The 26,444-nt window shown below is 72.1% G+C and carries 22 protein-coding genes; 13 read left to right on the top strand and 9 right to left on the bottom strand.

Annotation, left to right across the window (positions count from 1 at the left end):
* Nucleotides 1-196: 196 nt before the first annotated feature.
* Nucleotides 197-1,840: a M4 family metallopeptidase gene (locus tag ACKUU6_RS11720; RefSeq protein WP_407988438.1), complete on the top strand. Its 1,644-nt coding sequence runs from the start codon at nt 197-199 to the stop codon at nt 1,838-1,840.
* A gap of 543 nt (nt 1,841-2,383) precedes the next feature.
* A complete protein-coding gene (locus ACKUU6_RS11725; protein ID WP_407988439.1) occupies nt 2,384-4,030 on the top strand; it encodes a M4 family metallopeptidase in 1,647 nt (548 codons plus the stop codon).
* A 73-nt stretch (nt 4,031-4,103) separates the two neighbouring features.
* Here the strand turns inward: ACKUU6_RS11725 and ACKUU6_RS11730 are convergent, their stop codons facing one another.
* A complete protein-coding gene (locus tag ACKUU6_RS11730) occupies nt 4,104-4,427 on the bottom strand; it encodes a DUF3817 domain-containing protein (RefSeq protein ID WP_407988440.1) in 324 nt (107 codons plus the stop codon).
* Nucleotides 4,428-4,598: 171 nt separating this feature from the next.
* Between ACKUU6_RS11730 and ACKUU6_RS11735 the strand changes: the two genes are divergently transcribed.
* The 4 genes from ACKUU6_RS11735 to ACKUU6_RS11750 are packed head-to-tail and all read left to right on the top strand — an operon-like array spanning nt 4,599 to nt 7,348.
* The gene (locus ACKUU6_RS11735; protein WP_184914207.1) at nt 4,599-5,237 is read left to right on the top strand and encodes an AIM24 family protein; all 639 of its coding nucleotides are present in this window, start codon (nt 4,599-4,601) and stop codon (nt 5,235-5,237) included.
* Nucleotides 5,237-5,887 (top strand): AIM24 family protein, encoded by a 651-nt coding sequence (locus tag ACKUU6_RS11740; protein ID WP_407988441.1) that lies wholly within the window; start codon nt 5,237-5,239, stop codon nt 5,885-5,887. Before ACKUU6_RS11735 ends, ACKUU6_RS11740 begins: the two co-directional genes overlap by 1 nt.
* Nucleotides 5,887-6,774, top strand: coding sequence for an AIM24 family protein (locus tag ACKUU6_RS11745; protein WP_407988442.1), 888 nt, complete (start codon nt 5,887-5,889; stop codon nt 6,772-6,774). The genes ACKUU6_RS11740 and ACKUU6_RS11745 overlap by 1 nt, the downstream gene beginning before the upstream one ends.
* A gap of 55 nt (nt 6,775-6,829) precedes the next feature.
* A complete protein-coding gene (locus ACKUU6_RS11750; RefSeq protein ID WP_407988443.1) occupies nt 6,830-7,348 on the top strand; it encodes a MarR family winged helix-turn-helix transcriptional regulator in 519 nt (172 codons plus the stop codon).
* Nucleotides 7,349-7,418: 70 nt separating this feature from the next.
* Here the strand turns inward: ACKUU6_RS11750 and meaB are convergent, their stop codons facing one another.
* Together meaB and ACKUU6_RS11760 are read right to left on the bottom strand one after the other, a co-directional pair.
* The gene (gene meaB, locus ACKUU6_RS11755) at nt 7,419-8,375 is read right to left on the bottom strand and encodes a methylmalonyl Co-A mutase-associated GTPase MeaB (protein ID WP_407988444.1); all 957 of its coding nucleotides are present in this window, start codon (nt 8,373-8,375) and stop codon (nt 7,419-7,421) included.
* A gap of 82 nt (nt 8,376-8,457) precedes the next feature.
* Nucleotides 8,458-9,645 (bottom strand): acetyl-CoA C-acetyltransferase, encoded by a 1,188-nt coding sequence (locus ACKUU6_RS11760; protein WP_407988445.1) that lies wholly within the window; start codon nt 9,643-9,645, stop codon nt 8,458-8,460.
* 250 nt (nt 9,646-9,895) lie between these two features.
* On the opposite strand from ACKUU6_RS11760, the gene mce reads away from it, so the two are divergent.
* The 3 genes from mce to ACKUU6_RS11775 all read left to right on the top strand — a co-directional run bounded on the left by mce (nt 9,896) and on the right by ACKUU6_RS11775 (nt 16,158).
* Nucleotides 9,896-10,327: a methylmalonyl-CoA epimerase gene (gene mce / locus ACKUU6_RS11765; protein ID WP_407988446.1), complete on the top strand. Its 432-nt coding sequence runs from the start codon at nt 9,896-9,898 to the stop codon at nt 10,325-10,327.
* A gap of 430 nt (nt 10,328-10,757) precedes the next feature.
* Nucleotides 10,758-15,122, top strand: a complete 4,365-nt coding sequence (locus ACKUU6_RS11770; protein WP_407988447.1) for a hypothetical protein — start codon at nt 10,758-10,760, stop codon at nt 15,120-15,122.
* Between the two features lie 106 nt (nt 15,123-15,228).
* Complete coding sequence (locus ACKUU6_RS11775) at nt 15,229-16,158, top strand: cellulose-binding protein (protein WP_184914222.1); 930 nt, start codon at nt 15,229-15,231, stop codon at nt 16,156-16,158.
* A gap of 252 nt (nt 16,159-16,410) precedes the next feature.
* Here the strand turns inward: ACKUU6_RS11775 and ACKUU6_RS11780 are convergent, their stop codons facing one another.
* Nucleotides 16,411-17,178: an alpha/beta fold hydrolase gene (locus ACKUU6_RS11780; RefSeq protein WP_407988448.1), complete on the bottom strand. Its 768-nt coding sequence runs from the start codon at nt 17,176-17,178 to the stop codon at nt 16,411-16,413.
* A gap of 90 nt (nt 17,179-17,268) precedes the next feature.
* On the opposite strand from ACKUU6_RS11780, the gene ACKUU6_RS11785 reads away from it, so the two are divergent.
* Both ACKUU6_RS11785 and ACKUU6_RS11790 read left to right on the top strand, forming a co-directional pair.
* Complete coding sequence (locus ACKUU6_RS11785; protein ID WP_407988449.1) at nt 17,269-18,276, top strand: ABC transporter ATP-binding protein; 1,008 nt, start codon at nt 17,269-17,271, stop codon at nt 18,274-18,276.
* Nucleotide 18,277: 1 nt separating this feature from the next.
* On the top strand, nt 18,278-19,045 hold the full coding sequence (locus ACKUU6_RS11790) for an ABC transporter permease subunit (protein WP_407988450.1): 768 nt from the start codon (nt 18,278-18,280) through the stop codon (nt 19,043-19,045).
* 9 nt (nt 19,046-19,054) lie between these two features.
* Here the strand turns inward: ACKUU6_RS11790 and ACKUU6_RS11795 are convergent, their stop codons facing one another.
* Entirely contained in the window at nt 19,055-19,384 is a 330-nt protein-coding gene (locus ACKUU6_RS11795) for an ATP/GTP-binding protein (RefSeq protein ID WP_407988451.1), read from the bottom strand.
* A gap of 338 nt (nt 19,385-19,722) precedes the next feature.
* Between ACKUU6_RS11795 and ACKUU6_RS11800 the strand changes: the two genes are divergently transcribed.
* Nucleotides 19,723-20,850, top strand: coding sequence for an LLM class flavin-dependent oxidoreductase (locus ACKUU6_RS11800; RefSeq protein WP_407992100.1), 1,128 nt, complete (start codon nt 19,723-19,725; stop codon nt 20,848-20,850).
* Nucleotides 20,851-20,901: 51 nt separating this feature from the next.
* Here ACKUU6_RS11800 and ACKUU6_RS11805 read toward each other — a convergent pair whose 3' ends face one another.
* Nucleotides 20,902-21,294 carry an SCO5389 family protein gene (locus ACKUU6_RS11805; protein ID WP_407988452.1) on the bottom strand — a complete coding sequence of 131 codons (393 nt, stop codon included), beginning with the start codon at nt 21,292-21,294 and terminating at the stop codon, nt 20,902-20,904.
* A gap of 532 nt (nt 21,295-21,826) precedes the next feature.
* Here ACKUU6_RS11805 and nucS point away from each other — a divergent pair.
* Nucleotides 21,827-22,486, top strand: a complete 660-nt coding sequence (gene nucS, locus ACKUU6_RS11810) for an endonuclease NucS (RefSeq protein WP_407988453.1) — start codon at nt 21,827-21,829, stop codon at nt 22,484-22,486.
* A gap of 5 nt (nt 22,487-22,491) precedes the next feature.
* Here the strand turns inward: nucS and ACKUU6_RS11815 are convergent, their stop codons facing one another.
* From ACKUU6_RS11815 to ACKUU6_RS11825, 3 genes are all read right to left on the bottom strand, one after another.
* Nucleotides 22,492-24,687: an ATP-binding protein gene (locus ACKUU6_RS11815; protein WP_407988454.1), complete on the bottom strand. Its 2,196-nt coding sequence runs from the start codon at nt 24,685-24,687 to the stop codon at nt 22,492-22,494.
* A 137-nt stretch (nt 24,688-24,824) separates the two neighbouring features.
* Nucleotides 24,825-25,166 (bottom strand): STAS domain-containing protein, encoded by a 342-nt coding sequence (locus tag ACKUU6_RS11820; protein WP_407988455.1) that lies wholly within the window; start codon nt 25,164-25,166, stop codon nt 24,825-24,827.
* A gap of 237 nt (nt 25,167-25,403) precedes the next feature.
* Entirely contained in the window at nt 25,404-26,270 is an 867-nt protein-coding gene (locus tag ACKUU6_RS11825; RefSeq protein WP_407988456.1) for a 3-hydroxyacyl-CoA dehydrogenase family protein, read from the bottom strand.
* Nucleotides 26,271-26,444 lie beyond the last annotated feature (174 nt).

The following is a 26,444-nucleotide window of genomic DNA, read 5'->3' on the forward strand; positions in this document are numbered from 1 at the left end:
CATTTCAAGACGTGCATTGTCATGCTACTGACCACGTCCCGTCACGGCACCGGCCGCCCCACCCACTCCGGCCGGATGTCGTCCGCCGCACGGGCAGCACGTCAGCATCCGCTCCGCCCCGCAGGCACTAACCCCTGGTGCCCCGGAGCGAGGTGCGACCGCGCACACGCGGTTTTTCTCCGGAAGGAACCCGTACGTGAAGCGAAAGCTGACAGTCGGAGCCGCACTCTCCGCCACGGTGATCCTCGCCAGCGCGATCCAGATCAGCGCCGGGACCGCCCAGGCCATGCCCGCCCCGGTGAGCAAGGGTTCCACCTTCCAGCGCGCCGAACTGACGGCACTGGCCCAGTCGTACGCCCCGGCCGTGGCCAAGGCCGCCGGCCTCGGCGCCACCGAGGCGCTGGTCGCCAAGGACGCCGTGATCGACGCCAACGGCGCCAAGCACCTGCGCTTCGAGCGCACCTACGCCGGCCTGCCGGTCGTCGGTGGCGACCTGGTCGCGCACCTGGCCCCGAACGGCAGGGTCGGCTCGATCGACCGGGCCTCCGAGGCCACCCTCGCACTGCCCGGTCTGAGCCCCGCGGTGTCGGCCGAGAAGGCCGCCGAGCAGGCCACCGGCGCCGTGCAGGCCACCGTCGGCCAGACCATCGACAAGGACGAGTCGCCGATCCGGGAGATCAGCGGCACCGGCGCCCCGACCCTGGTGGTCTGGGCCCAGTCCGGCACCCCCCGACTGGCGTACCGGACGGTCGTCGAGGGCGTCCGCGAGGACGGCGCGCCCAGCGCCCAGAACCTGGTCACCGACGCCGCCACCGGCGAGGTGCTCGCCAGCCACGAGCAGTACCTGGCCAGCGCGGCCACCGGCAGCGGCAAGGGCGTGCACGTCGGTTCGGTCACCCTGACCACCAACTACACCGGCTCCACGTACGAGTTGAAGGACCCGACCCGGGGCAACACCCGGACCGTCGGGCTGAACGGCGGCACCTCGGGCAACGGCACGCTGTTCACCGACGCCGACAACGTCTGGGGCAACGGCCTGGCCTCCAACAGCCAGTCGGCCGCCGTGGACGCGCAGTACGGCGCCGTGGCGACCTGGGACTACTACAAGAGCAGCTTCAACCGCCTGGGCATCCGCAACGACGGCGTCGGCGCGGTCAGCCGGGTGCACTACGGCAGCAACTACGTCAACGCGTTCTGGAGCGACTCCTGCTTCTGCATGACGTACGGCGACGGCTCCTCCAACACCCACCCGTTGACCGCGCTGGACGTGTCCGGCCACGAGATGACGCACGGCGTCACCTCCAACACCGCAGGCCTGGTCTACTCCGGCGAGTCCGGCGGCCTCAACGAGGCCACCTCCGACATCTTCGGGACCATGGTCGAGTGGTACGCCAACCTGTCGGCCGACCCGGGTGACTACCTGATCGGCGAGAAGATCAACATCAACGGGAACGGCACGCCGCTCCGCTACATGGACAAGCCCTCCAAGGACGGCGCGTCCAAGGACTCCTGGTACTCCGGTGTCGGCAACGTGGACGTGCACTACTCCTCGGGTGTGGCCAACCACTTCTTCTACCTGCTCTCCGAGGGCAGCGGCGCCAAGGTGATCAACGGCGTCAGCTACAACAGCCCGACCTCCAACGGCTCGACCGTGACCGGCATCGGCCGCACCAAGGCCGCCGCGATCTGGTACCGCGCGCTGACCGTGTACTTCACCTCCACCACCAACTACAAGGCCGCGCGCGCCGCCACGCTCAAGGCCGCGACCGACCTGTACGGCGCCACCAGCACCGAGTACAAGACGGTGGCGGCCGCCTGGTCCGGCGTCAACGTCACCTGACCTCCCCGCCGCAGCGCACCGCAGCCGGGTCTCCGTTCGGGAGGTCCGGCTGCGGCGTTCCCGCTAGCAGGCGCCCGCCGGGACGATCAAGAGGCGGGGTCTGGCGAGGTTCCGCCACTGTCGTTTCTGGTACATACCATGACCGCAATCGACGGAAACACCGCCGCAATCTTCGTATTGGTCTGGACAGTTACCGATTTTCGACGGTTGTTCAGGTTCCGTTCGCGTCAAAACTCCGTCGTGGCGCCGGAATTGACCAGATTTGCCGGGTATGCCACGCGGTCGATCAGGCCATCACGTAGCGTGCCGAGCTGGCGGGAGCTGGCCAACTATCGCCCCAGACCTGTCATTTCACCAGGTGCATTGTCATGCTTCTGGCCAGCCCCGTTACGGCAATCGACCGCCCCACACCTCGGTCGGTTGCCGCTTGACCGCACGGAGCAGCACGTCAGCACCCGCTCCGCCCCTCAGGCACTAACCCCTGGTGCCCCGGTGCGAGGTGCGACCGCGCACAAGCGGTTGATCTTCGGAAGGAACCCGTACGTGAAGCGAAAGCTGACTGTCGGAGCCGCACTCTCGGCCACGGTGATCCTCGCCAGCGCCATCCAGGTCAGCGCCGGTACGGCGCAGGCCGCCCCCCTCACCGCGAGCAGCAAGGGCTCCGCCCTGCAGCGCGACGAGCTGAAGTCGCTGGCCCAGTCGTACGCCCCGGCCGTGGCCAAGGCCGCCGGCCTCGGCTCCTCGGAGGCGCTGGTCGCCAAGGACGCCGTGATCGACGCCAACGGCGCCAAGCACCTGCGCTTCGAGCGCACCTACGCCGGCCTGCCGGTCGTCGGTGGCGACCTGGTCGCGCACCTGAACCCGGCCGGCAAGGTCAAGTCCGTGGACAAGGCCGCCGAGGCGCAGCTCGCGCTGCCCAGCCTGACCCCCGCCGTGCCCGCCGAGAAGGCCGCCAAGCAGGCCACCGGCGCCGTGCAGGCCACCGTCGGCCTGACCATCGACGAGGACGAGAGCCCGATCAAGGAGGTCACCGGCTCATCCACGCCGAACCTGGTGATCTGGGCCACCTCCGGCACCCCGCGCCTGGCCTACGAGACCGTGGTCGAGGGCGTCCGGGACAACGGCATACCCAGCGCCCAGAAGCTGGTCACCGACGCCGCCACCGGCGAGGTGCTCTCCACGCACGAGCAGTACCTCACCGCGGCCGCGACCGGCAGCGGCAAGGGCGTGTTCGTCGGTTCGGTCGCGCTGACCACCAACTCGGCGAGCGGCACGTTCCAGCTGAAGGACCCCAGCCGGGGCAACATGTACACCACCACGCTCAACAACAAGACCTCGGGCAACGGCACCCTGCTGACCGACACCGACAACGTCTGGGGCACCGGCCTGGTCTCCAGCAGCCAGTCGGCCGCCGTGGACGCCCAGTTCGGCGCGGCAGCCACCTGGGACTACTACAAGAACTCGTTCGGCCGCCTCGGCATCCGCAACGACGGTGTCGGCGCCTTCAGCCGGGTGCACTACGGCCGCAACTACGTCAACGCGTTCTGGTCCGACCAGTGCTTCTGCATGACGTACGGCGACGGTGCCTCCAACACCCACCCGCTGACCGAGCTGGACGTGTCCGGCCACGAGATGACGCACGGCGTCACCTCCAACACCGCGGGCCTGAACTACTCGGGTGAGTCCGGCGGCCTCAACGAGTCCACCTCGGACATCTTCGGCACCATGGTGGAGTTCAGCGCGAACCTCGCGTCCGACAAGGGTGACTACCTGATCGGCGAGCTGATCGACCTCAACGGGAACGGCACGCCGCTCCGCTACATGGACAAGCCCTCCAAGGACGGCGGCTCCGCCGACTCCTGGTCCTCCGGTGTCGGCAGCCTGGACGTCCACTACTCCTCGGGCGTCGGCAACCACTTCTTCTACCTGCTCTCCGAGGGCAGCGGCGCCAAGAGCATCAACGGCGTCAGCTACAACAGCCCGACCTCCAACGGCTCCACCCTGACCGGCATCGGCCGGGACAAGGCCGCCGCCATCTGGTACCGCGCGCTGACCGTGTACTGGACCTCCACCACCGACTACGCGGGCGCCCGTACCGGCACCCTCAAGGCGGCGGCGGACCTGTACGGCTCGGGCAGCACCGAGTACAACGCGGTCGCGGCCGCCTGGTCCGGCGTCAACGTCAACTGACGTCCCGCCACCTGAACACGCGGAAGCCCGGGTCCCTCGGAGGGGAGACCCGGGCTTCCGTGTGTTCGAGGCGTCAGGCGGTGGCGGGCTGTCCGGTGCCCGGGTACTCGCCGCGCTCCTCCTTGGCGAGCATCCGCTCGGCCACGAAGCCGCCGAACGGCAGCACCGACAGCACGAACAGGGTCGCGCCGCGCTTGGCGTCCCAGCGCTGCTTCTGCCAGGCCAGCGCAAGGAAGACCACGTACAGCACGAAGAGCGCGCCGTGCACGGAACCCATCACCGGCACCGCGTTGAAGTCGGTGGTGCGCTTGAGCACCGAGCAGACCAGCAGCAGCAGGAAGGACAGGCCCTCGGGGGCGGACACGAGACGCAGACGGTGGACGGCGCTGCTCTTCACGGCGGGGTACCTCACTCCGGGGATCGGCCGACTTGTGAACCGGTGCACAAACCGGCCACCCATTATGACCGGTTCCCTACCTGGCTCCGGCGGCCGGGGCCGTGTACCGGATGTGTACCAGTGACCGCCACCCCCTCCCGGAGGTCCGCCGACGGCCGCTATGGTCACCGCGTGGCACAGTTTCGACTCCAGGGATCAAAGGTGCTCGCCGTCGACATGACGGGCGACGCGGTCAAGGCCCGCAACGGATGCATGGTTGCGTACACGGGCCAGATGAACTTCAAGAAGCTCAGCGGCGGTGGCAACGGCCTTCGAGGCATGGTCACCCGCCGGCTGACGGGCGAGCAGATGGAGGTCATGGAGGTCCAGGGGCAGGGCACCTGCTTCTTCGCCGACCGGGCCACCGAGGTCAACCTCGTACGGCTGAACGGCGAGACGCTGTTCGTCGAGGCGGACAACCTGCTCTGCACCGAGGGCAGCCTGCACACCGGCACCAGCTTCACCGGCCTGAACGGGATGGCCTCCGGCACCGGCCTGTTCACCACCAAGGTGGACGGGCACGGCTGGGCCGCGCTCACCTCCAAGGGCCCGGCGATCATCCTCCGGGTCTCCCAGGGGCAGCCGCTGCGGGTGGACCCGGGCGCGTACGTCGCGCACACCGGCAACCTCAACCGCGCGCTCAAGTCCGGCGGCGGCTGGACCACGCTGATCGGCGAGGGCGGCGGTGAGGCGATGCAGGTGGAGTTCACCGGCGAGGGCCTGGTCTACGTCCAGCCCTCCGAGCGACTCACCTTCGGGGGCGACGTCTGATGCCGTTCACCAAGATCAACAGCAAGCTGATCGAGGCCAAGGTCTTCCCCGGGCAGCGGATCTTCAGCCAGCGCGGCTCGATGATCGCGTACACCGGTGAGGTCGGCTTCACCCCCAATCTGACCGGTGGTCAGGGCGGTGTACTGGGCATGATCGGACGCCGGGTCGCCAATGAGGACGTCCCGCTGATGACCGTCGAGGGTCAGGGCACCGTGCTGTTCGGCCACGGCGGCCACCACATCCAGGTCATCGAGCTCAACGGCGACACCCTGAACGTCGAGGCGGACCGGCTGCTCGCCTTCGACGGCACGCTCCGGCAGACCACCGTCTTCCTCGGCTCGCAGGGCGGCGTGATGGGCATGGTGCGCGGCCAGGTCAGCGGGCAGGGCCTGTTCACCACCCAGCTGAGCGGCCAGGGTTCGGTCGCGGTGATGGCGCACGGCGGATTCGTCGAACTGCCGATCACCCCGAACCAGCCGGTGCACGTCGACCCGCAGGCGTACGTCGCCCACCGCGGCCAGGTCCAGAACAAGCTGTCCACCTCGGTGGGCTGGCGCGACATGGTCGGACGGGGCTCCGGCGAGGCGTTCCAGCTGGAGCTGTCCGGCAACGGTGTGGTGTACGTCCAGGCGAGCGAGGAGAAGCTCTGATGTCCTACCCGCCCCAGTACCCGCCGCAGCAGCCCGGCTACGGCGCCCCCCAGCAGTACCCGGCGCAGCCCGGTCACGGCGCACCCGAGAGCCCGCAGGTGCACGACGCGCACAGCCTGCCGGCGAACGACAACGTCAACCCGTACGCCTTCTCGGTCGACCTGAACGGCCCGTACTACCTGCAGAAGGGGAAGATGATCGCCTACTACGGCGACGTCCGCTTCTCCGGCATCGGTCACGGCTCGATCGACCGCGCGCTCGGCCGCAACTTCAACTCCCCGCTGCACGCCACCGACTGGGTGGTGGCCGAGGGCCGGGGCAAGCTGCTGCTCGCCGACCGGGCCTTCGACCTCAACTCGTACGACCTGGAGAACGGCAACCTGACGGTCCGTTCGGGCAACCTGCTGGCCTTTGAACCGACCCTGGCGCTCAAGCAGTCGATCATCCCGGGCTTCCTCACCCTGATCGGCACCGGCAAGTTCGTGGCCGCCTCGAACGGTCCGGTGCACTTCGTCGAGCCGCCGATCCGGGTCGACCCGCAGGCGCTGGTCGGCTGGGCCGACTGCCCCGCGCCCTGCCACCACTACGACCACGGCTACATGCACGGCGTGCTCGGCGGACTGCGTCAGCTGACCGGGCTCGGCGGGGCCTCGGGCGAGGAGCACCAGTTCGAGTTCATCGGGGCCGGCACGGTGCTGATCCAGTCCAGTGAGACGCTGATGGCCGAGCGATCGGTCGGCGTGGTGCACCAGGAGGCGGGCGTCCCTGGCGGCGGGTACGGCATGCCGCAGCAGCAGGGCCACGGCCAGGGTCAGACCCAGTTGCCGAACGTGAACGTCCCCGGCCTGGGGAACCTCGGCGACCTCGGGCGGCGCTTCGGCCTGTAGGTACTACGGTTCGTCTAATTGTATAACTTTTAACAACCTCGGCTATAGTGTTGCCATGGACACCCCCGCCGACACCCCCGCAGCGGTCTCCTCCTCGTCCTCGCCGGAGGAGGAGACCCCTTGGCTCTCCGCCAAGGAGCAGCAGTTCTGGCGTGCCCATCTGGAGGTCAGCCACCTGCTGGACTACCAGCTCGGCCGGGAGCTCCAGCCGCACGGTCTCGCCAACAACGACTACGAGATCCTGGTCGTCCTCTCCGAGTCCCCCGACCGCCGGATGCGGATGACCGACCTGGCCACCGCCACCCTGCAGTCCAAGAGCCGGCTCTCGCACCAGATCACCCGGATGGAGACCGCCGGCCTGGTCCTCCGCCAGGAGTGTCCGGGCGACCGTCGCGGTCTCTACGCCCACCTCACCGAACAGGGTTGGGAGATCCTGCAGAAGGTCGCCCCGGACCACGTCCGCTCGGTGCGCCACCACTTCATCGACCGCTTCACCCCGGAGCAGATCGAGACCCTCCACGCCGCGCTCGCGCCGGTGGCGGAGCACCTGCGGAGCCTGCGCGGCCGCAGCTAGGCAGCCGGTCAGGTCGCGCTGTCCAGTGGCTCGGGCCCCTGGTGGTGCAACCGAGCCCCCGGCGGGAAGCTCAGCTCCGCGTCAGTCCGGCGACCAGGGTGTCCGCTGCTCCGTACGGGTCCAACGTGCCGTCCGCGACGCGCTCCGCCAGGGCGGACAGCTGCCGGTCGCCGTGCAGGTCGCCGATCCGGGCCCGGAGCGTGGAGAGCGCGATCGCCTCGATCTCGTCGGCCGCCCGCCGCCGCCGCCGGACCGCGAGTTCACCGGTCTCGGCCAGCCAGGCCCGGTGCTTCTCCAGGGCCTCGACCACCTCGTCGATGCCCTCGCCGCGTGCGGCCACGGTCTTCACGATCGGCGGCCGCCAGTCCCCCGCGTCCCGCGCCTCGCCGAGCCCGAGCATGTGGTTGAGCTCGCGCGCGGTGGCGTCGGCGCCGTCCCGGTCGGCCTTGTTGACCACGAAGACGTCGCCGATCTCCAGGATTCCGGCCTTGGCCGCCTGGATGCCGTCACCCATGCCGGGCGCGAGCAGCACCACGGTGGTGTCGGCCTGGGCGGCCACCTCCACCTCGGACTGGCCGACCCCGACGGTCTCCACCAGGATCACCTCGCAGCCCGCCCCGTCCAGCACCCGCAGGGCCTGCGGCGCCGACCAGGAGAGCCCGCCGAGGTGCCCCCGGGTGGCCATCGAGCGGATGAACACCTCCGGGTCGGTGGCGTGCTCCTGCATCCGGACCCGGTCGCCGAGCAACGCCCCGCCGGAGAACGGTGACGAGGGGTCGACCGCCAGCACGCCGACCCGCTTGCCGAGCCGCCGGTACGCGGAGACCAGCGCGGAGGTCGAGGTCGACTTGCCGACCCCGGGCGAACCGGTCAGCCCGACCGTGTAGGCCTGCCCGGTGTACGGCGCCAACGCGGCCATCGCCTCCCGCAGTTGCGGGGCGGCGTTCTCCACCAGCGAGATCAGCCGTGCCACGGCGCGCGGGCGCCCCTCCCGGGCCTGCTCGACCAGCGTGGGGACGTCGATCATGCGGGTGCTCCTCGGTCACTAGGCAAACTAAGGAAGGGCCGCCGGACGTGGAGTCCGGCGGCCCCGACAGTACGTCAGCCGGTCAGACCCGGGGCACCCGGACGATCAGCGCGTCGCCCTGGCCGCCACCGCCGCAGAGCGCGGCCGCGCCGACCCCGCCGCCACGGCGCTGGAGCTCCAGCGCCAGGTGCAGCACCACGCGGGCGCCGGACATCCCGATCGGGTGGCCGAGCGCGATCGCGCCGCCGTTCACGTTGACCTTGTCCTCGGTGACGCCGAGGTCCTTCATCGACTGGTGCGAGACTGCCGCGAAGGCCTCGTTGATCTCGATCAGGTCGAGGTCCTCGACGCCGATGCCCTCCTTGGAGAGGGCGTGCTTGATGGCGTTGGACGGCTGCGACTGGAGCGAGTTGTCCGGGCCCGCGACGTTGCCGTGCGCGCCGATCTCGGCGATCCAGCTCAGGCCCAGCTCCTCGGCCTTGGCCCTGCTCATCACGATCACCGCGGCCGCGCCGTCGGAGATCTGCGAGGCGGTGCCGGCCGTGATGGTGCCGTCCTTGGTGAACGCCGGGCGCAGCTTGGCCAGCGTCTCCACCGTGGTCTCGCCGCGGATGCCCTCGTCCTGGCTGAAGACGACCGGGTCGCCCTTGCGCTGCGGGATCTCCACCGGCACGATCTCGGCGTCGAAGACGCCGTTCTTCTGCGCGGCGGCGGCGCGCTGGTGGGAGAGCGCGGCCAGCTGGTCCTGGATCTCGCGGCCGATTCCGAGCCGGGTGTTGTGCTTCTCGGTCGACTCGCCCATCGGGATTGACTCGTAGGCGTCGGTCAGACCGTCGTGGGCCATCGAGTCGAGCATCTCGATCGCGCCGTACTTGTAGCCCTCGCGGGACTTCGGCAGCAGGTGCGGGGCGTTGGTCATCGACTCCTGGCCGCCCGCGACCACGATGTCGAACTCGCCCGCGCGGATCAGCTGGTCCGCCAGCGCGATCGCGTCCAGACCGGAGAGGCAGACCTTGTTGATGGTCAGCGCCGGGACGTTCAGCGGGATGCCGGCCTTGACGGCGGCCTGGCGGGCGGGGATCTGACCGGCCCCGGCCTGGAGCACCTGGCCCATGATCACGTACTGGACCTGGTCGGGGGTCAACCCGGCCCGCTCCACCGCGGCCTTGATCGCGAAGCCGCCGAGCTCGGCACCGGAGAAGCCCTTGAGCGAGCCGAGCAGCCGGCCCATCGGGGTTCGGGCACCTGCGACGATCACTGAAGTAGTCATGAGACGAGCCCCTTCGCGCGTCAAGGCCATGAGGGTGTGGGGACGCGGCTCAATGTACTGACCCGTAACCCGTGCGTCACCGGAGCCGAGGTGTGATCAGCGGCACGTGTCACTGCCTGGTCAACACCGTGTCAGCACAGCTTGGGTGAATTGTGAGCAGGCTCGCACGCGGCATGCTGGCGCTCCCTCAACTCCGTGCGCTGCACTGGTACCCGCCCTTCAAACCCCTCACTCCTCCCGGAGGCCAGCCGTGCTGACCCGCATCGACCACATCGGGATCGCCTGCTTCGACCTGGACAAGACCGTCGAGTTCTACCGCGCCACGTACGGCTTCGAGGTCTTCCACAGCGAGGTGAACGAGGAGCAGGGCGTCCGCGAGGCGATGCTGAAGATCAACGACACCGGCGACGGCGGCGCCTCCTACCTCCAGCTGCTGGAGCCGACCCGGGAGGACTCCACGGTCGCCAAGTGGCTGGCGAAGAACGGCGAGGGCGTGCACCACATCGCCTTCGGCACTGCCGACGTGGACGGCGACGCCGCCGACATCAAGGCCAAGGGCGTCCGGGTGCTGTACGAGGAGCCCCGGATCGGCTCGATGGGCTCCCGGATCACCTTCCTGCACCCGAAGGACTGCGGCGGCGTGCTGACCGAGCTGGTCACCTCGGCGGCCACCGGCCACTGACCTCCCGGCGGGGTCGCCGCCCCGCGGCCCCGCCCACGACCGGTCGGTAACCTCGGAAAACCCCCACTCGCCCATTCCCCTGCGGGCCGCGCACACTACAATGCCGAAGTGCGCAAAGCTCCGGGGAGGACCGGTCCGGCGGGCACGGCCGGTGGCGGGGGCAGCGAGGGCTGATCCCGGCACAAGGGGAGTCCACCAACCGGGCGCGGCTGTAGGGCCGAGGACCGGATCTGTCACCATTCTCCACAGGCAAGAGTTCGCTCAGGAGTCCACTCGGACGGCGGAGCGCGACACCGTCGCGCGCCGGTGCCCGGTGACTCCGTCCGTGGCACCCGCCACGGCTGCAAGGACCAGCTGATCCGGCCCCCACGGTGGGGTTCACCGGCCGGCCGGGTCGAGGACGCGACCAGGAGATGGATGGGACCGCGGAGTGCGGGGCAACGACCGCTACGAGGCTGACGATCACCTCTCCCAGTTCGAGGCCGAGATGGATCGGACTCGCAAGGAGCGGGACAAGACCGTCCAGCATGCCGAGGACCTCGCCTACCAGGTGGAGGTGCTCCGGGCCAAGCTGCACGAATCCCGTCGGCAGCTCGCCCAGCCGCGCGCCTTCGACTCCGTCTCCGGGCAGGCCGAGCAGCTCCTGCTCAACGCCGAGATGCAGGCCCAGCAGCTCCGCGCCGAGGCCGAACGCCAGCTCCGCGACTCCCAGGCGGCCACCCAGCGGCTGATGGCCGAGGCCGCCGAACGCACCGCCCGCCTCGAGGCCGAGCTGGCCGCCCGCCGCCGCCAGCTGGACGAGGAGCTCGCCGAGCTGCGCCGCAGCGCCGAGCGCCACGTCAACGAGAACGTCAACTGGGCCGAGCAGACCAGGGCCGGCACCGAGCAGGAGTCCCAGCGACTGCTCCAGGAGGCCCAGGCCGAGGCCGAGCGGATGATCGCCGCCGCCAGGGCCGAGGCCGCCGCGCTGGCCGACCACGCCCGGGCGCAGACCGCCGCCGACGTGGACGCAGCCCGGGGCGAGGCGCAGGCCGCGGTGGAAGCCGCCCTGGTCCGCGCCCAGAACGACGCCGAGCGCCTGCTCAGGGCCGCCTCCGAGCAGGCCCAGCAGGCCAACGCGCAGGCCGAGGCCGTCACCGGCGAGGCCCAGCAGCAGCTGGCCGGGGCGCAGGCCGCCGCCGAGCAGCAGCTCGCGGTGGCCCAGGCCGAGATCGCCCAGCTCAAGCAGCAGGCTGCGGAGGACCAGCGGCGTGCGAGCGAGGCGCTCGACCAGGCCCAGGCCGAGATAGAGCGGCTGCGTACCGAGGCGCTGGCCGAGGCCGAGCGGGCCCGCCAGGAGGCCGCCGAGCTGCGCGCCCGCGCCGAGGCCGCCGCCGAGCAGTTGCAGATCGAGGCGGAGGCCGCGGTGCAGCGGCTGGTCGCGGACGGCGAGGCCGCCAGCGACCAGCGTTCGCAGACCGCCAAGGCCGAGATCGCCCGGATGGTGGCCACCGCCACCAAGGAGACCGACCGGATCAAGGCCGAGGCCGCCAACGCCAAGGCCGAGGCGGAGGCCGCCAGGGCCGCCGCCGCCGAGGAGAGCGAGCGGCTGCGCGGCGCGGCCGAGAGTGTCGCCACCCAGCTGCGGAACGAGGCCGAGGCGGCCATCGCCGCGATGCGCGCCGAGGCCGAGGCGGAGGCCGCCGCGCTGCGCGCCGAGGCGCAGGCCGCCGCCGAGCAATTGGCCGCCGAGGCCCGCGAGGCCGGCCGGGCCGAAGGGGCCAAGGACGCCACCGTCCACCTTGCCAAGGCCGCCAAGCAGGCCGAGGAGGCGGTCTCCCGCGCCCGGGCCGAGGCCGAGGCCACCGTGGCGGCGGCCGACAGCGAGGCCGAACGGCTGCTGGCCGAGGCGGGCGCCGAGGCCGAGAAGCTCCGCGAGCAGGCCAGGGCCGCGATGGAGCAGGCCCAGAACGCCGCGCTGGAGGACGCCGCCGCACTCCGCGAGCAGATCCGCCAGGCCCATGACGAGGCCGCCCAACTCCGCGCCGAGGCTGAGGAGTTGCGCAACCAGGCGGCCGCCGAGGCGGAGCGCCTGGAGAACGAGGCCCGGCGGCAGGCGGTGCTCCGGATGGAGGAGTCCGCGAAGACTGCCGAGGAGCTGCTGACCAAGGCCAAGACCGACGCGGACGAGCTGCGCGCGAGCGCGGCGGCCGACGTGGAACGGCTGCGCGAGCAGGCCGAGGCGCAGGCGGTGGAGACCCAGGGCCGGGCCGAGCAGACGCTCGCCCGGGCCCGGGCCGAGGCCGAGAAGCTGGTCGCCGGAGCCGAGCAGCAGGGCCAGGACGCGATCACCGCCGCCAAGGCCGCCGCCGCCGAGAACCGGGGCGCCGCCGAGCGGGAGACCGCCGAACTCCGCCGCGAGGCAGCCGAGTTCGACCAGCGGGTCCGGGCCGAGGCACAGGCCGCCGCCGAGCGGCTGGCCGCCGAGAGCCGCGCCGCCGCCGAGGCGACCCGGGTCGAGGCCGCCGAGTGGGCCGACAACCACCGTGCCGGAGCGAAGAGTTGGGCCCTCCAGCAGCGCGGCGAGGCGGAGGCCGATGCCCACGCGCTGCGCGAGGAGAGCCGCCGCGAGCGGGCCGAGGCGAGTGCCGCGCTGGAGCGCGAGCAGCGTGAGGCCGCCGAACTGCTGGCCGCCGCCAGGACCGAGCGGGCCGAGGCCACCACCGTCGCCGCCGACCTGCGCTCGACCGCCGAGCGGGAGACCGCCGAGCTGCGGGTTGCCGCCGAGGCCGAGACCACCGCGCTGCGGGCCGCCGCCGCGGCCGAAGCGGCCGAGCTGACGGAGCGTACGGCGGCCGAGGCCGCCGAGCTGCGGGCCACCACCGAGGCGGAGGCCACCGCGCTGCGCGCCCTGGTCGCCGCCGAGACCACCGAGCTGGCCGAGCGTACGGCCGCCGAGACCGCCGAACTCCGGGCCACCGCCGAGCGGGAGGCCGCTGAGCTGCACGCCACCGCCGAGGCGGAGGCCACCGCGCTGCGGGCCGAGGCCGCCCGGGAGCTGGCCGAGGCGCAGGAGCGGGCCGCCACCGCGGTCGCCGAGGTGGGCGAGTTGCGCGCCGAGGCGGAGGCCGAGATCGCCGAGCTGCGGGCCGCGGCCGAGGACAAGGCGGCCGAGCTGGTCTCCGTCGCCGAGGACGAGGCAGCGGAGACCCGTCAGTCGGTGGCCGGTCTGTACGAGACCGCCTCCCAGCAGATCGCCGAACTGCGCGCCACCGCCGAGCGGGAGAGCGCCGAGCTCCGCGAGCTGGCCGAGCTGGAGGCCGCCGAGCTGCGGGAGACCGCCGAACGGGACAGCGCCGAACTCCGCGCCGCCGCCGAGGCGGAGACCACCGCGCTGCACGAGCGGACCGCCGCCGAGCTGGCCACGGACCGGGAGCACGCCGCCGCCGAGATCGGGCAGCAGCGGGCCGACGCGCGGGCGTACGACGAGCGGCTGCGGGCCGAGGCGGAGGCCGAACGGGCCGACGCGCTCGCCTTCGCCGGGCAGTGCCGGGCCGAGGCCGAGGCGCAGGCCAGGCAGACCACCCACGAGGCGGAGGAGCGCGCCGCGCTCGCGATCGCCGAGGCGGAGGAGTTCGCCGCCGCGCTGCGGGCCGAGGCCGAGGAGTACGCGCTGGCCACCCGCACCCTGGCGGAGGACTACGAGACCGCCACCCGGAGCCGGGCCGACGCGTACGACCGGGAGACCAGGGAGGCCGCCGAGCAGTTCGACCGGGCCACCCGGGAGCAGGCCAAGTCGGTGCTGGAGAAGGCGTTCGCGGACGCCGAGTCGCTCGGCGAGGACGCCCAGGCCACCGCACTGGCCACCACCACCGCCGCCGAGGAGCAGGCCGACGCGATGGTGGCGGCCGCCCGCAAGGAGGCCGAGCGGCTCACCGCCGCCGGCGAGGCGGCCGGGCAGGCCGAGGTGGAGCGCGCCAGGGCGGACGCCGACGCGCTGCTGTCCGAGGCCCGCCGGGACGCCACCGCCGTCCGCGAGCGGGCGGAGGAGCTGCGCGAGCGCACCGACGCCGAGATCGAGGCGCTGCACGAGCGGGCCCGCAAGGAGAACGCGCAGGCCATGAAGTCGGCCGGCGAGCGGGTGGACACCCTGGTGACAGCGGCTCAGGAGCAGCTCACCGAGGCCGAGGAGCAGGCCGCCAAGGCCGTGGCCGACGCCGAGGAGCGAGCGGCCAAGCTGGTCGCCGAGGCCGAGGAGAAGGCCGCCGAGCTCACCTCGGAGGCGTCCGCGGAGGCCGGCAAGGTCCGGATCTCGGCGGTGCGCAAGGCCGAGGGCCTGCTCAAGGAGGCGGAGCAGAAGCTCGCCGACTCCACGGCGCGCGCCGACCGGACGCACACCGAGGCCGAGGAGCGGCTGAAGTCCGCCCAGGAGGAGGCCGAGCAGCAGCTCGAAGCCGCCTCCGAGCAGGCCGAGAAGCGGCTGCGGCGGGCCGAGGAGACGGCGGAGGAGCAGCTCTCGCTGGCGAACCAGGAGGCCGAGCGGCTGCTGTCCGAGGCACGCGCCGAGGCGAAGCGCGTGACCGACGAGGGCCGCCGGGAGTTGGACGAGCTGGTACGCCGGCGCAAGGACATCAACACCGAGATCTCTCGGGTCCAGGACGTGCTCTCCGCGCTGGAGGCCTTTGAGGCACCGTCACCGGTCGCGCAGGGCAACGGGGGAAGCAGTGGAAAGAAGGACGGGGCCCCGAAGGCCGGTGCCGGTGTGGGTACGCCCCGTTCGGGTGGCAATCGCTCCGGCGGGGCACCACCCGATTGAGCGGACATTGTCCGCGAAGCAACGGCGTTTCGCCGTCGACACTCCGATAACGTGTCAGGATTCCCTCAACCACCTCAGCGGTTAACGACAGGAAGCCCAGAACCCCATGAGCGACAGTCACTCCCCTCACGGCTTCGACCTGGTGCGCCGTGGGTACGAGCGCGCCCAGGTCGACGAGCGGATCACCAAGCTGGTGGCCGACCGCGACTCCGCGCTGACCAGGATCGGCGCGCTGGAGAAGCGCATCGAGGAGCTCCACCTGGAGACCCAGAGCGCCCAGGCCGCGGTCACCGACGCCGAGCCCTCGTACGCCGGGCTCGGTGCCCGGGTCGAGAAGATCCTCCGCCTCGCCGAGGAGGAGGCCAAGGACCTGCGCGACGAGGCGCACCGCGCCGCCGAGCAGCACCGCGAGCTGGCCGAGGCCGCCGCGCAGCAGGTGCGGACCGAGGCGGAGAACTACGCCAAGGACCGCAAGGCCAAGGCAGAGGACGAGGGTCTGCGGATCGTCGACAAGGCCAAGAGCGACAGCGCCCAGCTCCGCGCCGAGGCCAACAAGGACGCGCAGAACAAGCGCGAGGAGGCGGACGCCCTCTTCGAGGAGACCCGCACCAAGGCCGCCCAGGCCGCGCTGGAGTTCGAGACCAACCTGGCCAAGCGCCGCGAGCAGTCCGAGCGCGACCTGGCGGCCCGTCAGGCCAAGGCCGAGAAGCGTCTGGCCGAGATCGAGCACCGCGCCGAGCAGCTCCGCCTGGAGGCCGAGAAGCTCCGCACCGACGCCGAGCGCCGCGCCCGCCAGACGGTGGAGACGGCCCAGCGCCAGTCCGAGGACATCGTGGCCGACGCGAACGCCAAGGCCGACCGGATCCGCAGCGAGTCCGAGCGCGAGCTGGCGGCGCTCACCAACCGCCGCGACTCGATCAACGCCCAGCTCACCAACGTGCGCGAGATGCTCGCCACCCTCACCGGCGCGGCCGTGGCCGCCGCCACCCTGCCGACGGACGACGCCCTCGGCGTCCCCGCCCAGCAGTCCCGCTGACACCCGGTCACCACGGGCCCGCACTCCCCACCGGGGGTGCGGGCCCGTGGTGCGTGCGGTTGCACGACCCAGGCGCCGGGGCTCCGCCGCGCGGGCGCCCGCCGCAGGTGTCACAGCCGACAGGACCGCCGGGACCGGCCCTAGGCCCTGTCCCGGCGATCTTGCCGGACGTGCGACGTCGGACCCGCCGCGCCGACGGCTGATGTCACAGCCCGGCTGGACGCTGATCCGACACGATCGCCCGGACAGGGCCTAGCAGCGCCGCAGCAGCGCCCGGACGACCGCGTTGAAGCTCTCCGGGGCCTCCAGCGAACTCAGGTGCCCCACTCCCGGGATGACGGTCAGTTCGGCGTCCGGGAGCGTCTCCGCCATCACCCTGGCCTCCGCCAGCGGCGTCAGGGCGTCGTGCTCGCCGACCACCACGGCGGCCGGCACGGCCAGGGCGGCGAGGGTGGGCAGCGAGTCGGGCCGGGCGGCCATCGCCCGCTGGGCCCAAGCGACCGCCTCCGGGGAGGCTTCGGCGATCATCTCCCGGACCCGGTCAGCCAGTTCGGGGGCGACGGCAGGACCGAGCAGGCCGTCCTCGATCTTCTCCTCCGCCAGGATCCGGACGCTGTTCCTGGCCAGTACCGCTGCGGCGATCCGCTCCCGGTTGGCCCGGGCGGCGTCGCCGTCCACGACCGCCTTGGTGTCGGCGAGGAGCAGTCCGGCGACCCGGTCGGCGTGCCGCCGGGCGAAGGCCATCGCCACGTACCCGCCCATCGACAGGCCGCCGATCACCGCCCGTTCGACGCCCAACTCGTCGAGGACCGCCGCGATGTCGTCCGCCACCAGTTCGAGCGAGGGCGTCCCCTCGGCCGGGGCCGAGCCGCCGAACCCGCGCTGGTCCGGCGTGATCACCAGGGCGACGTCCCCCAGCGACTCGATCTGGGCCTGCCACATCCGGGCGGCCAGCGGGAAAGCGTGCAGCAGTACCAGCGGGGTACCTGTGCCGTGGGCGGTGAAGGCGGGGAGAGTCATGACACCACCGTAGAGCGGCTCACCGATCGGCCGAGGCAGCGCGCTGGCCTGTCCGAATTGTCATAGCCTGACGGAGAGTAAGGAGCGCAGATGATCGAGCTGCACGAACTGACGAAACGTTACGGCACCACCCTCGCGGTGGACAGCCTGAGCTTTCAGGTCCCGCAGGGCGTGGTCACCGGATTCCTCGGCCCGAACGGCGCGGGCAAGTCCACCACCATGCGGATGATCCTCGACCTGGACCGGCCGACCAGCGGCCGGGTCACCATCGACGGCAAGCGGTACGGGCAGCTGAGCGAGCCGCTGAAGTACATCGGCGCCCTGTTGGAGGCCAAGGCGGTGCACCCCGGCCGGACCGCCCGCGACCACCTGCTCTGGCTGGCCCAGAGCAACCGCATCCCGCGCGGGCGGGTGGACGAGGTGCTCTCCCTGGTCGGGCTGAGCTCGGTGGCGAAGAAGCGGTCGCGGGGCTTCTCGCTCGGTATGGGCCAGCGGCTCGGCATCGCCTCCGCGCTGCTCGGCGACCCGGAGATCCTGATGTTCGACGAGCCGGTGAACGGGCTCGACCCCGAGGGCATCCTGTGGATCCGGAACCTGATGAAGGGTCTGGCCGCCGAGGGCCGTACGGTCTTCGTCTCCTCGCACCTGATGAGCGAGATGGCGCTGACCGCCGACCACCTGGTGGTGATCGGCCGGGGCAAGCTGCTGGCCAACCTCTCGATGGCAGACTTCATCAAGCAGAACTCCCGCTCGGCGGTCCGGATCCGCACCCCGCACGTGGAGCAGCTGCTCACCGCCCTGCACGGAGCCGGCCTGAACGCCGAGGCCCGCCCCGACGGCTCGTACGAGATCGAGGACGGCGACCTCGCCCACATCGGCGAACTGGCCGCCACGCACGGGGTCACGCTGCACGAGCTGAGCCCGCAGCAGGCGTCCCTGGAGGAGGCCTTCATGCAGATGACGGCCGACTCGGTCGAGTACCACGCGGGCGACGGGGAGGGGCGGGACGCCGCGGGCACCTGGGGCGCCGGCTGGCAGCCGCGCAACCCCGCCGCACCGACCGCACCCGCTGCACCGACCGTCGGCAAGGAGAACTGAGATGGCGTCATTCCCCGCGGTCCTGCAGTCCGAGTGGACGAAGATCCGCAGCGTCCGCTCCACCGTCTGGACGCTCGCCCTGACCTTCGTGATCACCCTGGGCATCGGCGCGCTGCTCTCGCTGCTCACCAAGAACAACTTCTCCGAGTTCGCCGGTAACCGGGACTCCCCGTTCGACGCCACCGGAACGGCCTTCTCCGGCATCCTGCTGGGCGAGCTGGCCATCATCGTGTTCGGCGTGCTGGCGGTCGGCAACGAGTACAGCAGCGGCATGATCCGGGTGTCCCTGGCCGCCGTCCCGCAGCGGGCCACCCTGCTGCTCGGCAAGGCCTCCGTGCTCGGTGCGCTGGCCCTCGCGGTGTCGCTGGTGACCGCCTTCGTGACCTTCTTCGTCGGTCAGTCCCTGCTCGGCGAGCACTCCACCACGATCGGCTCGCCGAACGTCCTGCGGGCGGTCATCGGGGCGGCGCTCTACCTGACCATGCTCTGCCTCTTCTCGGCGGGCGTGACGGCCATGCTGCACAACCAGACCCTGGCGCTCGGGGTGCTGGTGCCGTTCTTCTTCCTGCTCTCGCCGATCCTCTCGGCGGTGCCCAAGGTGAAGACCCTCGCCCACTACTTCCCCGACTACGCCGGCTCCCGGATGATGCTGGTCTACGAGCAGCACGGCCAGCCATACGGCCCCTGGGCCGGCTTCCTCATCTGCCTGGCCTGGACGGTCGCCGCCGTGCTCGGCGGGATCCTGGTCCTGAAGAAGCGCGACGCCTGACGCGCGCCGTCAGTACCGCGGCGCGCCCCGGCCGCGTTGCAGGTTGGAGGTGCGGCGTTCGCGGGCCGTCCAGCAGGCCCGGTGCCAGTGGCGGCGGTCGTCCACTCCGCCACCGTGGGCGGGCCAGGCGACCACGTGGCCGACGCCCGGGGGGATCTCCTGGTCGCAGCCCGGGCACCGGTAGCGCCGCCCGGCGGTGCCCGCCACGGTCTGCACCACCCAGTCCTCGCCCCGGTACTCCTCGGTCCGGCGGAGGGAGCCGCCGAGTGGCGTGCCGACGGGCTCGTCGGCGGATGTGGCGGTGGTCCACTTCCGCTGCTGGTTACGACGGGGCGACACGTCTGCACCTCTCGGTGGGCTCTGACTGGTCGTTCCAGGGTAAAGGCCCCTGAGGGTGGAATCCGGCTCTACCACGAGAGCTCGTGCACCCTCACGCTTTCCCCGGAGATCCACCCGATCTTCGGTCAATTGGGCCGTTCCGCGTGCCGTTGGCACATGACATCGGTTAGTCAACGAGGTGACAAGGCGGGGCTCGCAGACCCTGCGGCACCCGAGGAGGCCACCCGATGACCAAGACCAGTCCACTGACCGGTAGTCAGGTCGACAGCTCACCCACTCCCCCGGCCCGCAGCACCGTGCCGCTGCCGGGCGTCCGGCAGCCGGCGGCCACCGACTCGATCCGGGTCGGCGCGTTCCTGCTGTCCGCCCAGTTCCCCGGCCAGAGCCACGCCGAGGCGCTCGAACGGACCGTCAGCGCCACCGTGGTGGCGGAACGTTCCGGCCTGGACTCGGTCTGGCTCGCGGAACACCACTTCGTCCCGTACGGGGTCTGCCCCAACGCGGCCACCCTGGCCGCCCTGCTGCTCGGCCGGACCAGGCGGATCGGGGTGGGCACCGCCGTCAGCGTGCTCTCCACCGCCCACCCGGTCTCGCTCGGGGAGCAGGCCGCACTGCTGCACCTGACCTCCGGCGGACGGTTCACCCTCGGGGTGGGGCGCGGCGGCCCGTGGATCGACCTGGACGTCTTCGGCACCGGCCTGGCCGCGTACGAGGAGGGCTTCACCGAGCGCCTCGACCTGCTGCTGCGCTGGCTGCGCGGCTCCCGGGTGGGCGCGGACGGGCCGCAGTTCAGCTTCCCCGAGGTGGCGGTGGTCCCCCGGGCCGACAGCCGACGGGAGGCGGCGGGGCCGGAGCTGGGGGGCTGGCTGGAGGGCCGGTCCGGCGCGCTGCACCGGTTCCCCCGGCAGCGGTTGGACGGCGCGCCGAAGGCCGACCCGGCCGGGCCGCCGGTGGTGATGGCCTGCACCTCACCCGGCGGGGTCCGCACGGCCGCCGAGCGCGGCCTGCCGATGCTGCTCGGGATGCACTCCGGCGACGAGGACAAGCTCGGCATGCTGGCCGCCTACCGGGCCGCCTGGCGGGCCTGCGGCCGCGGCGAGGAGCAGCTCGCCCGGGTCGAGCGGGAGCACCTGGCGGCCGGGGTGGTGCAGGTCGCCGACCGGACCTCGGAGGCCAGGGCCAGGCTGCTGGGCGCGATGCCGGGCTGGTTCGAGTACGGGCTCGGCGCGCACCGCACGGTGGACGGCCGGGAGCGCCGGATGCGCGACCCGCGCGAGTACACCGAGCTGCTCTGCGACCTGCACGCCGTGGGCACTCCCCGGCAGTGCGCGGACCGGCTGCTGGCCACCGCCGAACGGACCGGGCTGCGGCGCTTCGCCCTGCTCGCCGAGGGGTCGGGCGAGCACGGCGCGACCATGGCCAACATCGCCCGGCTCGGCTCCGAGGTGCTCCCGCAGCTGGGCTGAGCGCTCCGGAGGGCCGCCCCGTAGGTCACCGGGCGCGGCCCTCCGGCCTGTTCAGCAGTCGCGCAGCTCGTCCGACTGGTTGAGCAGCTGGGCGCGGACCGAGGTGAACCGGGTGTACCGCTCCTCGGTCGCGTCGGTGGGTGCGAAGACGGCGACCCGGTGACAGTTCTGGAACGCCAACCGCACGCCGAAGTGCCGCTGCAGGGCGCCCCGGATCGCGTCGCTGGCCATCGCGCGCAGCAACTGACCACGGGCCTGCTCGCTGGGCGGCGGTACCTGATTGTCGGCGAAGTCGGTGCCGTCGACCTTGGCCTGGGCGACCAGCGAACTGATCAGCTCCCAGGCGTACGGGAGCGAGGTGCGGACGCAGTCGACGAACTCCCTCTCGTCGACCTCTCCTCTCTCGGCCTTCTCCAGCAGGGCCGGTGAGACGTCGAGCGACATGGGTTCTCCTCTCGCGGTCCACTCCGGCGTGGCCGCCGGGTGGTCTTGCCGTGGTCCTGTGCGGGTGGTGCCGTGCCGTGAGCGGTGCCGTTCAGGTCGTGCCGGTGTTCCGGTCGGTGTCCGTCGTGAAGATGGCGTCCGGGTTTCGGCCGGCTGACGCCCGCTCAGGGCGTGCCGGATGCCCTCGCACCCGGCCGTGGGCAGCACGAAGCGCGGCACGCCGGTGCCGTGGCGGTGACGCGGGTGGAGCGACGACCGCTCACCACAGCGTGACAGCCCGGGTTCAGTGCGGCTGGCGAATCCGTCGATTTGTGCGGTCATCACCAGGTGCAGGGCCAGATTGGCCGGATACCGCCGGATCGTTCATCGAAGTTCTCCGTCCCCGTTGAGTGGAACCCGAAGCCCGGACAGTCAACTGCCGTACTGGCAAAGGCGAGGGGTGCCGTCTCCATGGTTCGCCGTCTCCGCGAGTTCTTCACCCGGCTGTCGCGGTTTCGCATCAACTGGCCCTGCTGGGCTAGCGTGGTCGACCATGCGTCTTGTCATTGCCCGTTGCTCGGTCGACTATGCCGGTCGGCTCTCCGCCCACCTGCCGTCCGCCACCCGTCTGATCCTGGTCAAGGCCGACGGCAGCGTCAGCGTTCACGCCGACGACCGCGCCTACAAGCCCCTCAACTGGATGTCGCCGCCCTGCTCGCTCAAGCTGGCCGACGGCACCTGGACGGTGACCAACAAGGCCGGCGAGAAGCTGATCATCACGCTGGAGGAGGTGCTGCACGACTCCTCCCACGAGCTCGGGGTCGACCCCGGCCTGGTGAAGGACGGCGTGGAGGCCCACCTCCAGGAGCTGCTGGCGGACCGGATGGAGGTGCTGGGCCTCGGCTGGACGCTGATCCGCCGGGAGTACCCCACCGCGATCGGCCCGGTCGACATCCTGTGCCGCGACTCCGACGGTGCCACCGTGGCGATCGAGATCAAGCGGCGCGGCGAGATCGACGGCGTCGAGCAGCTCACCCGCTACCTGGAGCTGCTCAACCGCGACCCGCTGCTGGCACCGGTGAAGGGCGTCTTCGCCGCGCAGGAGATCAAGCCGCAGGCCCGCGTGCTGGCCACCGACCGCGGCATCGGCTGCGTGGTGCTCGACTACGACGAGCTGCGCGGCATCGACGACGACAAGCTCAAGCTGTTCTGAGTCGGCTACGGGCTCGGTGTCGCCGAGGCTGACGAGGGTGACGGCGACGGCGACGGGGGCGCACTGGAGCTCGCGGGCGGCGTGGTCGGGGTGGTCGGCGGGGCGGGCGGCGTGACCGGCTGGCTCGCGGGCGGCTGGACCGGCGGCCGGGAGGTGCCGGGAGCGGTCGACGTCGAGCTGGCCGAGGGCTTGCGCGAGGTGCGCGAGCTGCTCGGCGACGGGCTCGGCGACTCCGGCGCGGCGGTGGACGGGCCCGGGGGTGTGGCGGAGGGGCTGGGCGAGTCGCTGGCGGTCCCGAGGTTGAGGTCTCCGGCGTAACCGCCCTCGTTCACCGTGCCGCTGTGGCCAGGGGTGGTGGGGTCGGTCCGCACCAGGCTGTAGCCGACGGTGGCGCCGAGCACCCCGAGCGCCAGTACGGCGGCCGAGGCCGCCAGCACCGTCCTGCGGGTGCCGCCGGTCGTACCCGGCATGGTCCGGAACCGGTACGGCACCTGGGCCGCGATCGCCCGGATGACGGGCCGTCGGCCGGCCGGAGCCGCCTCGACCGCGACCGTGGGCCGGCCCGCCTCGACCCGCAGCAGCTCCAGCATCCGGCGGGCGGCGGCGGTGCCGCGCGGCTGGCCGAGGGCGGCCCGCAGCGCGATCGCCGCCTCCAGCTCCCCGGTAGCCTGCCGGACCGAGCCGGTGCAGAACGCCAGCACCCCCAGCTCGTGGTGGAACCAGGCCTCCTCGGCCGTCGCGCCGAGCGCCCTGGCGGCCTCCAGGCCGATCCGCAGCGCCTGCTCCCAGGCGCCCCAGCGCAGCGACAGCGCCAGCGCGGGCGCGGCGGCCGTGGCCAGCTGGAGCACCTGCTCGGGCCGGTCCGCGGCCCGGTCGGCCCACAGCGCGCCGATCACCACCTCGGCCTCGGCGGCGATCTGCGCCGGGCTGACCGAGCTGTGCCCGACCCACCAGGAGAAGTGCTGGGCGGCGCCGTACGCGATCTCGCCGGGCGGCCACTGGTCGCCGAGCGCCTCCAGTACGCCGTCGGTGAGCCGGTGGTGGCCGCCGATCGAGACCGCGAGGCCGCAGTCGGTCAGTTCGTGCAGGGCGCTCTCGCCCAGGCCGACGTCGATCAGTGCGGGCAGGTGCGGGGCGGTCGGGCACTCGCCGCCGAGCGCCAGCGCCAGCCGCAGCACGAGCCGGGCCGGTTCGGTGAGTCCGGCCGCCAGCCGGGCCGCCGGGGCGGCGGTCTCGGCCACCGAGGGCAGCGGCACCGAGCGGCGCAGCTCGGCCTCCAGCTCGGCCGGGTCCTCCGGCTCGTCGAGCTCCTTGACCAGTCCGAAGACCCGGCTGCGGTCCTCGTGCGCGGCCACCAGGGTGTCCACCTGGGCGTCGCGCTGCCGGAGCAGCGCGGCCGCCTGGACGAACCGCAGCGGCAGCCCCTCCGACTCGAACCAGAGGTCGACCGCCCAGGCCCGCTCGGTCTCGTCCAGCTGACGCCCGGCCAGCCGGGCGATCAGCGCCAGGCAGGCGGGCCTGGACAGCCCGGTCACCGGATGGTCCTCCAACCGCGAACCGGGCTCCAGCAGCGGGCTGCCTGGGGCGACCGAGATCAGGAAGGCGCAGTCGGGTGCGGTGGCGAGCAGCTGCTCCAGTTCGGGGCCGTGCAGCTCGACGTCGTCGATCGCCACCACGGCGCCCAACGGGGCCAGGAAGGCCCGCAGTTGGTGCTGGTCGGGGTGGAACGGCGGCGACCGGTGGGTGGCCGCATACAGGTCCTGGAGGAGGTCGTCGGCGGTCCTGCGGTGGCCGCTGAGATGCACCACGCCGTCCGGGGCGAGCTCGCCCGCCGCGGCGGCCACCGCGGCCAGCAGCGCGCTGCGGCCGGCGCCGGCCTGGCCGACCAGGCGGATCGACCGGCCTTCGGCGAGCAGGCCGAGCAGCTGGGCGATGTCCGCCTCGCGGTCGAGCAGCGGGAGGTCACCCGCCGCGCTCCCCAGCGCGAGCGGTCCCACGGCCGGGCTGGGGCCGAGTGCGGCGACCGTACGGCCGCCCGGGGCCACCGAGATCCGGCGCGGCTCCGGCCGCCAGTCGTCGGGGCAGGGCAGCGCCTCGGACCCGTCCGGACTGCCGACGGAGAGCAGCAGTTCACCGCTGACCAGGTCCCCGGTCCGGAGCCGCAGCGGCTCCTGCCCGAGCTCACCGGGTGGCTGTCCCACGATCTCGCTCCGCCCTCATTCGGCCGATTGTCTGACCGGAGACTAGAGCAGCGCGCCACCGTTGCACTATCCAGGGCCCCGGCAACGGGGATCCAGGCCCTGTTCCTGCCGGTCCTGCACGGGCCCCAGGACAGGTCCTAGCTGGTCGCGCCCAGCGGGAGGGTGCTCCCGTACGGGTCGGGCACGGCGCCCTCGACCGCCAGGATGCGGTGCAGCCGGGTGGCCACCAGCAGGCGCTGGAGCTGGGCCGGGACGGACCGCAGCACCAGTCGGCGGCCGAGCCGGCCGGCCCGGCGGTGGGTGCCCATGATGACGCCGAGCCCGGTGGCGTCCCAGAACTCGAGACCGCCGAGGTCTAGCACCAGATCACCCTGGCCGCCGTCGACCGCCTGGTGCAGCAGCGCACGGGCGTCGGCGGCACTGCGCACGTCGAGGCGGCCCAGAATGGCCATGCCGCGATGGTCGCCGATGATACGCACGCACTCCTCCTTCGCCGGTCGTGTCGGTACGGCCAGGGCCGGTTCACCCTCCATCATCTGACGGTGGATCAGCCGGTCAGGTTGCTGGCCGCCACCAGATCCGAGGCAACTTCACTCGTCCGATGGAATAGAGGGAATATACGCAGTCGGACCCCATACGCACGCTCGATTCCCGCCCAAATCACCCGTCTGCGGCGGAGTCGTGAGCAAGCTCACCCACGACCCCGCCCGAGTCGGCTACTTGTCGTACGGGTAGAAGCCCTGGCCGCTCTTGCGGCCGAGGTCCCCGGCGGTGACCATGCGGGCCATGATCTCGGGCGCCGCGAACTTCTCGTCCTGGGTCTCGGCGTAGATGTTGCGCGCCGCGTGCAGCAGGATGTCCACGCCGGTCAGGTCGGCGGTCTGCAGCGGGCCCATCGGGTGCCCGAAACCGAGCCGGCAAGCGGTGTCGATGTCCTCGGCACTGGCCACGCCGGACTCGTACAGCTTGGCCGCCTCGACCACCAGTGCGGTGATCAGACGGGTCGTCACGAAGCCGGCCACGTCGCGGTTGACCACCACGACCTCCTTGCCGACGCCCTCGGCGAAGGCCCGGGCGGTGGCCAGCGTGGCGTCGCTGGTCTTGTAGCCGCGGACCAGCTCGACCAGCTTCATCAGCGGTACCGGCGAGAAGAAGTGCACGCCGACCACGGACTCCGGCCGCGCGGTGGCGGCGGCGATCCGGGTGATCGGGATGGCCGAGGTGTTGGAGGCCAGCACCGCGCCGTCCTTGGCCAGCTTGTCCAGCTCGCGGAAGACCGCTTCCTTGACGTCGAGCTGCTCGAAGACCGCCTCGACCACGATGTCCGCGGTGGCCACCGCACCCAGGTCGGTGGTGGTGGTGATCCGGCCGAGCGCCGCCTCGGCCTGTTCGGCCGTCAGCTTGCCCTTGGACACGAACTTCTCGTACGAGGCCCGGATGCCGTCCAACCCGCGCTGGAGCGCGGCCTCGGTGACGTCCCGCAGCACCACCTGGTGGCCGGCCTGCGCGGAGACCTGCGCGATGCCCGCGCCCATCAGCCCGGCACCGATCACGGCGATCTGCTGGCTGGCTACGTTGCTCATGGCTACCCCTAAGCTCCTGAAGGCGGCTCAGGGCAGGGATCACCCACCGGAGCCGCGCCGCTCACGCGCCGGACTCTAGTGCCAGCGGAGGGCCCGTGGTGCGATTGGCGGGTGTGACGCTGCTGACGTGCGCACGCTGCCGCGACCGCCGCCCCTTCCGGACGGCCCGGCCCC

The organism is Kitasatospora sp. CMC57, from assembly GCF_045866025.2.
Lineage (GTDB): Bacteria > Actinomycetota > Actinomycetes > Streptomycetales > Streptomycetaceae > Kitasatospora.

Bases quoted from the DNA above. Each gene is read 5' to 3' on its own strand.
- ACKUU6_RS11740 (WP_407988441.1), top strand. From the start codon at position 5,237: ATGCCGTTCACCAAGATCAACAGCAAGCTGATCGAGGCCAAGGTCTTC.
- ACKUU6_RS11745 (WP_407988442.1), top strand. From the start codon at position 5,887: ATGTCCTACCCGCCCCAGTACCCGCCGCAGCAGCCCGGCTACGGCGCC.
- ACKUU6_RS11750 (WP_407988443.1), top strand. From the start codon at position 6,830: ATGGACACCCCCGCCGACACCCCCGCAGCGGTCTCCTCCTCGTCCTCG.
- meaB (WP_407988444.1), bottom strand. From the start codon at position 8,375: ATGATCGACGTCCCCACGCTGGTCGAGCAGGCCCGGGAGGGGCGCCCG.
- ACKUU6_RS11760 (WP_407988445.1), bottom strand. From the start codon at position 9,645: ATGACTACTTCAGTGATCGTCGCAGGTGCCCGAACCCCGATGGGCCGG.
- ACKUU6_RS11775 (WP_184914222.1), top strand. From the start codon at position 15,229: ATGAGCGACAGTCACTCCCCTCACGGCTTCGACCTGGTGCGCCGTGGG.
- ACKUU6_RS11780 (WP_407988448.1), bottom strand. From the start codon at position 17,178: ATGACTCTCCCCGCCTTCACCGCCCACGGCACAGGTACCCCGCTGGTA.
- ACKUU6_RS11785 (WP_407988449.1), top strand. From the start codon at position 17,269: ATGATCGAGCTGCACGAACTGACGAAACGTTACGGCACCACCCTCGCG.
- ACKUU6_RS11790 (WP_407988450.1), top strand. From the start codon at position 18,278: ATGGCGTCATTCCCCGCGGTCCTGCAGTCCGAGTGGACGAAGATCCGC.
- ACKUU6_RS11805 (WP_407988452.1), bottom strand. From the start codon at position 21,294: ATGTCGCTCGACGTCTCACCGGCCCTGCTGGAGAAGGCCGAGAGAGGA.
- nucS (WP_407988453.1), top strand. From the start codon at position 21,827: ATGCGTCTTGTCATTGCCCGTTGCTCGGTCGACTATGCCGGTCGGCTC.
- ACKUU6_RS11825 (WP_407988456.1), bottom strand. From the start codon at position 26,270: ATGAGCAACGTAGCCAGCCAGCAGATCGCCGTGATCGGTGCCGGGCTG.